7 protein-coding genes and 5 pseudogenes are annotated in these 10686 nt (G+C 69.2%); 7 read left to right on the top strand and 5 right to left on the bottom strand.

Going from position 1 to position 10686, the window contains the following annotated elements; all coding sequences use genetic code 11:
- Nucleotides 1–542 precede the first annotated feature (542 nt).
- The gene (locus ACFYUZ_RS39035; protein WP_389317922.1) at nt 543–1271 is read left to right on the top strand and encodes a transposase; all 729 of its coding nucleotides are present in this window, start codon (nt 543–545) and stop codon (nt 1269–1271) included.
- A 51-nt stretch (nt 1272–1322) separates the two neighbouring features.
- Here the strand turns inward: ACFYUZ_RS39035 and ACFYUZ_RS39030 are convergent, their stop codons facing one another.
- Nucleotides 1323–1595 (bottom strand): hypothetical protein, encoded by a 273-nt coding sequence (locus ACFYUZ_RS39030; RefSeq protein ID WP_389317919.1) that lies wholly within the window; start codon nt 1593–1595, stop codon nt 1323–1325.
- 176 nt (nt 1596–1771) lie between these two features.
- On the opposite strand from ACFYUZ_RS39030, the gene ACFYUZ_RS39025 reads away from it, so the two are divergent.
- The gene (locus ACFYUZ_RS39025) at nt 1772–2353 is read left to right on the top strand and encodes a Dps family protein (RefSeq protein WP_389317916.1); all 582 of its coding nucleotides are present in this window, start codon (nt 1772–1774) and stop codon (nt 2351–2353) included.
- 130 nt (nt 2354–2483) lie between these two features.
- A pseudogene (locus tag ACFYUZ_RS39020) lies at nt 2484–3469 on the top strand (ISAzo13 family transposase); the annotation flags it as partial.
- On the opposite strand, the gene ACFYUZ_RS39015 reads toward ACFYUZ_RS39020, so the two are convergent.
- A complete protein-coding gene (locus tag ACFYUZ_RS39015) occupies nt 3465–3854 on the bottom strand; it encodes a transposase family protein (protein WP_389317914.1) in 390 nt (129 codons plus the stop codon). The pseudogene ACFYUZ_RS39020 and the gene ACFYUZ_RS39015 sit on opposite strands and share 5 nt — an antisense overlap.
- On the opposite strand from ACFYUZ_RS39015, the pseudogene ACFYUZ_RS39010 reads away from it, so the two are divergent.
- Together ACFYUZ_RS39010 and ACFYUZ_RS39005 are read left to right on the top strand one after the other, a co-directional pair.
- Nucleotides 3841–4304: pseudogene (locus ACFYUZ_RS39010) on the top strand (IS630 family transposase); the annotation flags it as partial. The gene ACFYUZ_RS39015 and the pseudogene ACFYUZ_RS39010 sit on opposite strands and share 14 nt — an antisense overlap.
- Before the next feature lie 553 nt (nt 4305–4857).
- Nucleotides 4858–6552 (top strand): alkaline phosphatase D family protein, encoded by a 1695-nt coding sequence (locus ACFYUZ_RS39005; protein WP_389317911.1) that lies wholly within the window; start codon nt 4858–4860, stop codon nt 6550–6552.
- A gap of 108 nt (nt 6553–6660) precedes the next feature.
- On the opposite strand, the gene ACFYUZ_RS39000 is transcribed toward ACFYUZ_RS39005, so the two are convergent.
- The 3 genes and pseudogenes from ACFYUZ_RS39000 to ACFYUZ_RS38990 all read right to left on the bottom strand — a co-directional run.
- The gene (locus ACFYUZ_RS39000) at nt 6661–7194 is read right to left on the bottom strand and encodes a 2'-5' RNA ligase family protein (RefSeq protein ID WP_389317909.1); all 534 of its coding nucleotides are present in this window, start codon (nt 7192–7194) and stop codon (nt 6661–6663) included.
- An 83-nt stretch (nt 7195–7277) separates the two neighbouring features.
- Nucleotides 7278–7690 (bottom strand): annotated as a pseudogene (locus ACFYUZ_RS38995) (transposase).
- Between the two features lie 337 nt (nt 7691–8027).
- Nucleotides 8028–9270 (bottom strand): annotated as a pseudogene (locus ACFYUZ_RS38990) (hypothetical protein); the annotation flags it as partial.
- Between the two features lie 578 nt (nt 9271–9848).
- On the opposite strand from ACFYUZ_RS38990, the gene ACFYUZ_RS38985 reads away from it, so the two are divergent.
- Complete coding sequence (locus ACFYUZ_RS38985) at nt 9849–10142, top strand: hypothetical protein (protein ID WP_389317906.1); 294 nt, start codon at nt 9849–9851, stop codon at nt 10140–10142.
- Nucleotides 10143–10266: 124 nt separating this feature from the next.
- A pseudogene (locus tag ACFYUZ_RS38980) lies at nt 10267–10463 on the top strand (hypothetical protein).
- The last annotated feature ends 223 nt before the right edge of the window (nt 10464–10686 follow it).

Raw genomic sequence — 10686 nt, 5'->3', positions numbered from 1 at the left:
GGGGTGCGGGAAGGATCAGGTCGTCGGATTCAGATGGTGACGGGGGCCGTCACAAGCGCGTCAACGACCTGGGCCGGGGGAGAGGTCCCCGGCCGTTCGGCCGGCGGAAGACCCCACCCTCCGGGTGGGAAGCAAGCGCACGGATGCGCGTCCACCGGCCTTCTGGCACTTCCCAGCCTACGCCTCCACCCCGTGCCTGCGCCCGGCCGCCGCCGGGGCGGCCTGCAAGGCTGTGGCGAGCGGTTCAGGGCGGTGCCGTGGTGGCTGCCCTGGCGTATGGGCCGGGCGTCGGCTGGTCGTTTGCCCCCCGTTACCGTCTCCGTGGCTCCGCAACGGGGCCTCCGGCCTTCGGGCCCGGCATGACTTCCCCTTCCTGTTGTTGATGATCCGGGGGGTGTCACCGGGTCCGGAGGCATCGACGGATCGCTGATGAGGGGCTTGAGCACCGGCTTCACCCGGGCTGGAAGAGCTCTCCGTAACGTGGATGTGGCAGCTCGGCGCCCTGGCAAGGTCGGACGAAAGCGTGAGGGAGGGGCCTGCACGTGATCGACACCGGCGACATCGACGTCTCCCTCGGCCTGGACGTCGGCAAGGGCGAACACCACGCCACCGCCGTCACCCCGGTCGGCAAGAAAGCCTTCGACAAGCGCCTGCCCAACACCGAGCCCACGCTCCGCGGACTGTTCGCCAAACTCCAGGCCAAGCACGGAACGGTGCTGGTCGAGGACATCTTCACCGTTCTGGACGAGCAGACCGTGACGGTCCCGGGGACCGAGGCGGCCGCATTGATCGTCCCGAGCCTGGCCGCCTCGCTGACTGCCGTCCTTGACCAGCGCAAGCTGCTGGCCGGGCGGATCGAGGAACTCCTGGAGGCCCACCCTCTTTCCAAGGTCCTGACCTCGATGCCAGGAGTCGGCGTCAGGACCGGAGCCAGGATCCTGATCGAGGTCGGCGACGGCAGCACCTCCCCGATCGCCGGCCACCTCGCCGCCTACGCGGGTCTCGCCCCGGCGACCCGGAGCTCGGGCTCCTCGATCCGCGGAGAACAGCCCTCCAGGAGGGGAAACAAGCAGCTCAAACGGGCTTTCTCCCTCTCCGCGTTCGCCGCACTCGGCGACCCGGCATCGCGGGCCTACTACGACAAGAAGATTGCCCAGGGAAAGCACCACACCCAGGCCCTGCTCTGTCTCGCCAGACGTAGGGCCGACGTCCTGTTCGCCATGCTCAGAGACGGCACCTTCTACGAACTTCGGACAACCGGAACGAGGTGACAGCAACGAGCCTGCCTGCGAACCGAGATCGCGCAGGTCCCCACGGCAGCACTACATGTCGTGAACCTCAACGGAGAACCCCTCCGCAAGGACGGAGTTCAGGTGCTCCGCATGCGCACCCAGCCATTGGCGCACGTCAGAGCCCTTCGCCGTCAGTTCGACGAGCACGTAGTCCTCGGCGCCATCCGTCGACCCACCACAGACGCAGCAACGGAGACGGTGACTGACCGCACCCGTCCACTCCGGTCCGTTCCCTCCCGTTGCCACCGCCTCATCATCAACATGCACGAGCACATCGTTCCAGACGCCCTGGAACAGCCTCATCCACCTTGACCAAAGGAATAGGGGTACCCCCCGCACACCGTCCGGAGTGGTGGCGACGAGACCGGGGGTGTGCGTTGCGTCTGGTGGGGCAGGCGAGGAGACGGCGACGGGAGGGGCCGCACGGTCCGCCCGGGAGCCGCAGTATCCGAACGACAGTGACCAAGAGGAGTCCGCCCATGACCGACGACACGCAGGCCACTGCACCGCACACCGTGCCCGGACTGGACCCGGCGGAGGCCGAGCGGGTCGCGGACGTTCTGCAGGCGCGGTTGCACGCTCTCAACGACCTGGCCCTCACCCTGAAGCACGTCCACTGGAACGTCGTCGGCCCGCACTTCATCGCCGTGCACGAGATGCTCGACCCGCAGGTGGACGCCGTCCGGGAGATGGCTGACTCCACGGCGGAGCGCATGGCCGCCCTCGGCGGGGTCCCGATCGGCACGCCGGGCGCCCTCGTCGCGGGGCGCACCTGGGACGACTACGAAGTGGGACGCGCCGACGCCGTCGCACACCTCGGCGCGCTGGACCTGGTCTACACCGGCGTCATCGAGGACCACCGGGCCGCCATGAAGACGGCCGGCGACATCGACCCGGTGACGGAGGACATGCTGATCGGGCAGCTGGCGAAGCTGGAGCAGTTCCAGTGGTTCGTCCGAGCCCACCTGGAGAGCAGCAGCGGCCGCCTCAGCACCTCCGGCGCGCGCACGCTCAGCGACGCCGCCGACCAGGCCGCCCGAGCGTCGGCCGGGGGCGCATGACCGCGTCCCCGCCCGGGAGGACGTACGGTCGGGGGCGCCGGAAGCCTTGCGGGAACGCACGCCAAGATCCCCGCAAGAACGACCGGAGCCGGACGATGAGCACGGAGACGAACTCCAGCGCCGTCTGCTGATGGGGGGGCGAGACCCGGATCCTGGGACACGGCGGGATCCGGGCCGTTGCGCAGACGGCCGACGTTGGCGAGACCACCGTCCGCAAGGGCGTGCACGAGCTGGAAGCGGGGGCGGAACCGCTGGGTCGGGTCCGCCGCCCCGGCGGCGGGCGCAAGAAGGCCGCTGAGGTGGATCCGGGGCTGCGACCTGCGCTGCTGGCGCTCGTCGAGCCGGACCTGCGAGGTGATCCGATGTCGCCGCTGCGCTGGACGACCAAGTCGACCAGGAAACTCGCCGACGAACTCACCCGGCAAGGCCACCGCGTCTCGGCGGACACCGTCGGCGACCTGCTGCGCGAGGAGGGCTTCAGCCTGCAGGCCAACGCCAAGACGATCGAGAGCACGCAGCACCCGGATCGCGACGCCCAGTTCCGCTACATCAACGAACAAGCCCGCGACCACCGAGACGCCGGACACCCCCGTGATCAGCGTGGACACCAAGAAGAAAGAGCTGGTGGGCCCATACAAGAACGGCGGCCGTGAGTGGATGCCGACCGGCGAGCCCGTGCAGGTCAAGACGCACGACTTCCCGGACCGGCGGGGGCCGGGCAAGGCCATCCCGTACGGGATCTACGATGTCGCTGCGAACACCGGTGGGGTCAGCGTCATCACCGACCACGACACCGCCGCGTTCGCGGTCGCCTCCATCCGTCGCTGGTGGCAGGCGGTCGGCAGGCACGACCACCCCCGTGCCACCCGGCTGCTGATCACCGCGGACGCGGGCGGCTCCAATGGCTACCGCACCCGAGCCTGGAAGTCCGGACTCGCCGCCCTGGCTTCCGAGACGGGCCTGGTCATCACCGTCTGTCACCTACCGCCGGGGACTTCGAAGTGGAACAAGGTGGAGCACCGGCTGTTCTCCCACATCTCCATGAACTGGCGCAGCAGGCCGCTGATCAGTCACGAAGTCATCGTGAACAGTATCGCCGCGACCACCACTTTCACCTCTGCTGTGTGGGGATCAGGTCCGCGGTCTGCTGGTGGGAGAGCAGGCCGGCGACGGTCTGAACGGTGTCGCTGATGTGCTCGCGGCGGCCGAGGCGGCGCGTCAGTGCCCGCCAGTCCTTCAGATGGGCGATGCCGTGCTCGCCCCGGATGCGGCGTGAGGAGTGCGCCTTGCGCCGGCGCTCGTACATATCCTCGTACCCGTCGGGGGCGTTCTTCTTGAACTTGCGGTGCGGGGGCGCCACCCTGCGTCCGCCGGTCTGGGCGCCGAGGCCCTGGTAGCCGGCATCGGCAAGGATCTCGACCGCGTGTCCGTCGGCCAGCTGCTCGACCAGCCCTGACTTGCGGGCGTGGGTGATGTCCGCACAGCTTCCGGGCTTGGTCACGCACGACTACGTCCGGGCCGGCACCACCACTCTGTTCGCCGCCCTGGAGGTCGCCACCGGCAAGGTCATCGGCTCACTCCACCGGCGCCACCGGGCCGAGGAGTTCAAGAAGTTCCTCATCGAGCTCGACAAGGAAATCCCGGCCGACCTCGCCGTCCACCTGGTGCTGGACGACTACGCCACCCACAAGGCCCCCGCGATCAAGACCTGACTGCTGTGGCCCGCCCCCGGTTCCACCTGCACTTCACGCCGACCGGGTCGTCCTGGCCCGACCCGGGCGAGCGATGGTTCGCCGAGCTGACGAACAAGCAGATACGGCGAGGTGTCCACAAGACCGTCCAGGCACTGGAACAGGACATCCGGACTTGGATCGCCGCTTGGAACACCGACCCCAGGTCCTGCGTCTGGACCAAGACCGCGAACGAGATCCTCGAACGCCTCGCCTCGTAGCTGAACAGAATTCCTGACTCAGAAGACCAGGCTTCGCCGTTCTGTCTGGGACCGCGCGGTGCGGGCTGGCCTGGCGGCCGGCCGGGCTCGGGTTCTTACCTCTCCGCATATAAGCACCTGGTCGCTGGCTGGGCAGTGGATTTGCGCCGGTGAGGTAGGCCGCCGAGGCCGTGGGCCCCGGCCTGACGACTGCCCGGCCCAGGCGGTGGCTGGAGGTCGGGCATGATGTGCCGGTGAATGGGGTCAGGCACTACATCGGTGTGCAGTTTGTGGCACGGCGGTGTGCCGAGGCTCGGTGGTTGTCCCCTACGGCGATCGCATGGGTGCAGTGGTGGCGTTCACCAGGACGGGTTCTGGTTCAGATCGTGGGATTCATGCGCTGAGACACCGGCCGCCTGCTGAAGGCGTGCGTACCGTGGTGAAAGAGCAAGCCATCGGAGTCGGGGGCGGCACGGGGCGGCCGAGCGGTGTGACGGCGCTGTTTCCGCAGGGGCTCGGTACCGTACAGAGCAGCCGTTCCGTACCGTGCGGAGCGCCGGAAGGGGGACCCGTGATGGCCGGTCTGAGGCTGGGGCCGCTCCTGCGACACGTTGACTGGGAGTCGGGCACGAGCGCGACGGTGTGGGTCGAGACCGACCGGGCGTGCACGGCGGAGGTACGGTGCCCAGGCGGCGCGGGGGGCTCGGCTCCGACGTTCCGCGTCGCCGACCACCACTACGCGCTGATGGTCGTGACCGGACTCGTCCCTGGGGCCGCCACGACGTACGAGGTGCTGCTCGACGGCGAGCGGGTGTGGCCCCTCGCGGACTCGCTCCAGCCGCCCAGCACCATCCACACGCCGCCTGTCCCGGCGACGGGCGCGGTGGTCGTCTTCGGCTCGTGCCGGTGGGCGGCGCCTGCCGTGGGCGAGTCCGATCCGGTGGGCCCCGACGCCCTCGACACCCTTTCCGCACGGCTCGCCGCCGACCCGGAGGCCGAGCGTCCGGACGTTCTCCTCCTCCTCGGCGACCAGGTGTACGCGGACGAAACATCCGCTGACACCCGCGCCTGGATCGCCCGGCATCGGCGGGCCGCCGGCACCGGCGCCGCCGCCCCGCCGGACCAGGTCGCCGACTACGAGGAGTACACCCACCTCTACGACGAGTCCTGGGGCGACCCTGAACTGCGCTGGCTGCTCTCGACCGTGCCCAGCTGCATGATCTTCGACGACCACGACATCATCGACGACTGGAACACCAGCGCCGGCTGGGTGGCCGACATGCGGGCGACGCCCTGGTGGCACGAGCGGATCACCGGCGGCCTGATGTCGTACTGGGTCTACCAGCACCTCGGAAACCTCTCTCCCGCCGAGCTCGCCGAGGACGAGCTGTACGCGGCGGTCCTGGCGGCCGACGACGCCACGGAGGTACTGCGCGCGTTCGCCGAACGCGCCGACGCCGAACCCGCGTCGGTGCGCTGGAGCTACCGCAGGGACTTCGGTCGCACCCGGCTGCTGATGGTCGACACCCGGGCCGCGCGGGTGCTGGAGGAGCAGCACAGGACGATGCTGGACGCCCAGGAAGCGGCCTGGCTGAGGACACAGGCGTTCGACGAGCTCGGTGGCGTCGACCACCTGCTGGTCGGGACCTCACTCCCGTGGCTGCTGCCTCCGATGGTCCACTTCGCGGAGGGCTGGCACGCGGCGCTCTGCCGGGGCGAACGCGGTCCGCGCTGGGTGCGCTTCGGCGAGTGGCTGCGTCGGCGGGCGGACCTGGAGCACTGGGCGGCGTTCACCTCGTCGTTCGAAGAACTCACGGAGACGGTCGCCGAGGTGGGAAGGGCCGACACCGCTCCGGCGACGGTGTGCGTGCTTTCCGGGGACGTCCACCACGCGTACGTGGCCGAGCCCGTCTGGACCACCGGGCAGCCGCCGCGCTCCCGCGTCTTCCAGTTCACTTGCTCACCACTGCACAACTCGGTGCCCGCGGCCATGCGGGCCGGGTTCCGTTTCGGCTGGAGCCGGTTCGCCAAGGGGATCGGGCATCTCCTTGCCCGCCACGGACGGGTCGAGCGACCGGCGGTCCGGTGGGAGCGCACCGGCGGGCCGTGGTTCGGCAACCAGTTGATGACGCTGACGCTGCGTGGACGTACAGCACGGCTACGGTTGGAAAGGGCTTCGGCGGACGCGAAGCAGGGGCGCCGCGGGACCGACCGCGCGGGAGCACGGCTCATCGGCGTCCTCGACCAGAATCTGACAGAGGGGAGTTGACGACCCGTTGGAGGGTGCGCACTCCGTCCCTCCTTCTCCACCCTCGTCCCCCGGATCCGTACGCCGGCGCTCCTCGGCCGCCATCAGGGGGCCGGCGTCGGGGCCGCCTCAAGAGCGGGGCTCCAGCACCTCCGAGGCACCGGTCTCGGTGTCGTAGCTGCGCAGGGTGACGAGCTGGGCCGACAGGGGCGGCGCCGGCAGCAGGTCAGGGACGCGCCGATCGGCGAAGGCGCCCGCACGCCGTGTGCGACCGAGGGTGATGTGTGGGCTCCAGCGCCCGGGTTCGTGGAACGGGTTGAGGGCCTCGGACAGGCTGTCCGAAGCCACCGCCTCCCACACCCGGCGCTGCAAGCAGGCCAGCGCGGCATCGAGATCCAGCGCCCAGGCCAGCACCGAAGTGGGCCGCTCAAAGCGGACCACGCCCGTGAACCGCACCGGCAACGGCAGGACGGCGACCACCTCGGCAAGCTCCCACCGAATCGGAGTGGTCAGCTCCGGACATGTCGCCAGAGTCAGATGCGGGCTGTTGGTCGGGGAACGGTGACGTGCCTGACTGGGAAACCCCGCATCTGCGAGCCGCTGCCACGCCTCCCGAACCGCCAGCTCCGCCGCCTCATCCAACAAAAGCTCGACCGTGCGCACCACCGCACCCTACCGGGGCCCAGAGGAACAAGAACTCCGGCCCAGTCGGCCAGCGCCATTTCGAAGCACCCTCAGACCGTGTCCTATGTGGTGAGGCGGGCGAGTTGCTTGTAGCAGCAGATGGCTGCGGCGAGGCCGAGGAAGGCCAGGTAGTTGCGGGGGCGACCCTCGTAACGGTGGTTGAGCCGGCGGTATCCGGTGAGCCAGGACCTGGTCCGCTCGATGTCCCACCGGCGGCGCCCGAGTCGTTCGCCGGACTCGATGTCCTTGCGGGCGATGCGGACGCCGATGCGTTTGCCGCGGAGTCGTTTCCGCAGTTCAGGTATGTCGTAGGCCTTGTCGGCATGCAGGCGCTGGGGTTTGAAGTGACGGCCGCGATGAGGGTCATGTTTCGTTTGGAGACCCGCGATCATGGGCTTCAGGGCTTGGCCGGCGTGTCCTGCGTCCCACCACCCTGCGGCCGCACCTTCGACGGCGAGATCAGCGGCTTCGCGATCTTTTACAGCCCGTCCGGAACAATCCAACTCCACGTACCCCGCCCCATGACGAACCCCACGACCGCCTCACCGCATAGGACAGGATCTAAGCCTCACCCGGGCCATTCTCCGTATCAATCTCCCAGATGAGACTGTGTACCGCGCTACGGGCCGACGAATCGATCTCGGCTTCAGGTCACCGGGCACGGATCACCTCGGTCAGCGCACCCCGATCGACGTGCCCTCCGCCCGCATCACCCTCGACCACCGCCACGAACGTCATCGTCATAGGCAGGGTCTATCGGACGCCCATGACACGGTGCCGATCAGGGGCTGCCCGAAGTTGGAACGGGCTCAGTTCCAGTCGGGGTCGATCTCCGTCACCTGTGTCGCGCGTAGGGCGGCCCGCTCCAGATCTTTGCCCAGACCCCTTTCCACCTCAGGTTCGCCACGTACTGCCCGATGGGCACCATCTCGTCTTCCTCGCCCCACATCGCGTCCTTCCGGGGGGCACGAGGTGTCCGGTGGCCTGCCGGTAGGACAGGAGTACGGCGAGCTTGTTTCCCACGCCTCCTCACCCGGCTCCCAGACCATGCCGGCCTCCGGCACGTCCAGCAGCGTTTTGCGCCGCTTCTCCAGCTCACCAGTCCGCAGCACCTTGCGCTGCTGGCACATCCACCGCCCGAGGGGGAAGTTCTTGGTGACGCCGACCTCGGTCTCGGTGTCGTAGGGGCGGCATAGACACCGGTGATCTCGTTCTCCGCTCGCCAGCGCAGCAGGGCCGCTTCGGTGGCGGTCTGCGTGCCGTTGTCCTCCTGGTCCTCGCCGTCGCCTGCGTCGCCGGCGATGTCCACGCCTTCCCCGAGCACGCGAACGCCGGCGAGGAAGGCGCGGTGCACCCGGCGCCCGGCCGCATCGACACCCTCGGCGAACTGCCGCAGTACCTCACGCCGCTCGGAGACGAGGTGGTCGCCGCACAGCCACGCCGACCACACCCGGTCCGGCGGGACGTGGCGGCCGGCCTCCAGCTCGTAGAACTCCGCCCCGATCGACGACGCCGGGAGCTTCTCCGCCTTCGCCGAGTCCTCGTCGTCCGAGGCGTCGTTCACAGACAGCTCGGCCGCCGTCTCCGGCAGCTTCTCCGCGAACGCCGCTGCCTCCTAGGCCTTCTGGCGGTACGTCATGACCGTGTGCAGATTCCACGCGGCGGCGTGCTCCAGAAGTACGGTCCGCAAGAGCGCCAGGCGCCGGCCCCCCGGGCGTCCTCGGATTCCCCGAGCACGGGGGAGGGGCAGCGGATTTCCAGGACGTCGATCTCGAACCCGACGAGGATCTCGTGCCCGATCGCTTCCGAGAAGCCCAGCTCGGCGAGCCACATGCCGTACGTGCCGTTCGGGTTGTCGGCCATGCTCGCGATCTCTGCCTCCTGGCCGTCCGCGCCCCTGCGCGGCTGGGGTGCCGCCAGGATTCGCGGGGTAGCGGTGAGGCAAAGCCGGAAGTCCGCCGCGATTCGCTGGTTGTCGTGGATTGCCGCCCATGGACGACCGAGATCACCGGCGGTTCCGTGGGCCTCATCCGTGATCGCGAGGTCGAAGCCGTCCTCGCGCCCCGCACCGGCGGATAAGGTCCGCCCATGACCGACGACTGGTACGTCCTCATCGAGGAGGACACCCGGACCACCGAGCGCGCCGATGGTACGGATCTCAAGCTGCACCGGTGGATGCTTGTGGGTACGCACCGTATCGGCCCGGACCGGGCGGAAGCGATTGCGGCCGCCGAGGACGCGGCCCTGCACCACCTGCCAGGCATCCTGGCCCGGCACGCACGCCCGGGAGACGAGCCCGCCCGTCATGCCCTGCTCGCTCAGGACGGTGCGTGGATCGTGCTGGTGAAGCAGCGGCACCGCGAGTGCCATATACGGGTGACCACGGCCCGGCTCGTGCACGCGCGGGAAGAGAAGGAAGCACCGCCGAAGAGCCTGAAGGAAAAGCTCCGCAGCGCCATGGAGGGCCCGGCACCTGCACCGAGACCCTGGTCCTGGACCCCTGAAGGCAAGGCCGATCGGACCTGACCGCCCCGCACCTCCCACGAAGCCCCTTCGCAGCCCCCTCCACAAGGTCTTCCCGACCTTGATAGTTCGCCCCGATACTCGTCGCACATCGGGGTACACGGCTGCGCATGGCACCGAAGACCGAACGCATCCAGTTCCTGCGGGCCGTGCGGCAGCTGCACCGTGTCCGCTCCTTCTACGCTGCGGGTGTCCTGCTGTGGGCGGGATCCTCTGCCTGGACCGGCTGGCAGGCACCCGGAAGCCGCCAGATGTGGGTGTCCCTCCTCCTCCTGACCGCCTTCACCGCTCTCCTCGTCACCGCGGGCCTGTCCCTGCGACGCCTCCCGGCTCCCGCGACAGGCCGGCCCGCCCATCACGCCGCCCCACGCAAGACCGCACACCCCCGGCACGCCCCCGTCTGAGGACTCGTCACCCCACCTCCGAGTACTCGCGAATGGGTCATGCGACTGTGGAGACGCCGTCCATGCCTGTAGCGACGCTGGCCGGGTACACGGGCCTTCACTTCTCATCGAAAGAAGCCTGCACATGCTCGGTATGGCCGCCGCCGTGCTGTCTTCATCGCTTTCTTGATCAACGCTGCGGCCCTCGGCACCAACGATGTGTTCTCCTCCACGAAGGTGATGCTCCTGGGGCTGACGTCCCTGGCCCTGCACCTCGCAGGTATCGGAGCCGCCCGGACCCATCACTCCACCGGCAGACGCCGACCCTGGTCCCACCCCTGACCCTCTCATAGCCACCCCAGCCCTTCGTGATGACGCCCAGTTGTCGGTGGCGGCTGGAAGCTGGTCGGTACGAACGGTGACGAGCAGCTGCTGCGCGGCCGGGGCTACGGCCGTGACCACGACGACCCCGCCCTGACCACCGAACTCGGCCGGGGGCTCGGAGGTCGGGGGCTGTACGACCCGCGCCTTTCCGTCGCCGGCTGACCGGAACGGAGCATGGGAG

This window comes from Streptomyces sp. NPDC004266 (assembly GCF_042874095.1).
Lineage (GTDB): Bacteria > Actinomycetota > Actinomycetes > Streptomycetales > Streptomycetaceae > Streptomyces.
This window is presented reverse-complemented; position numbering and strand designations above follow the sequence as displayed.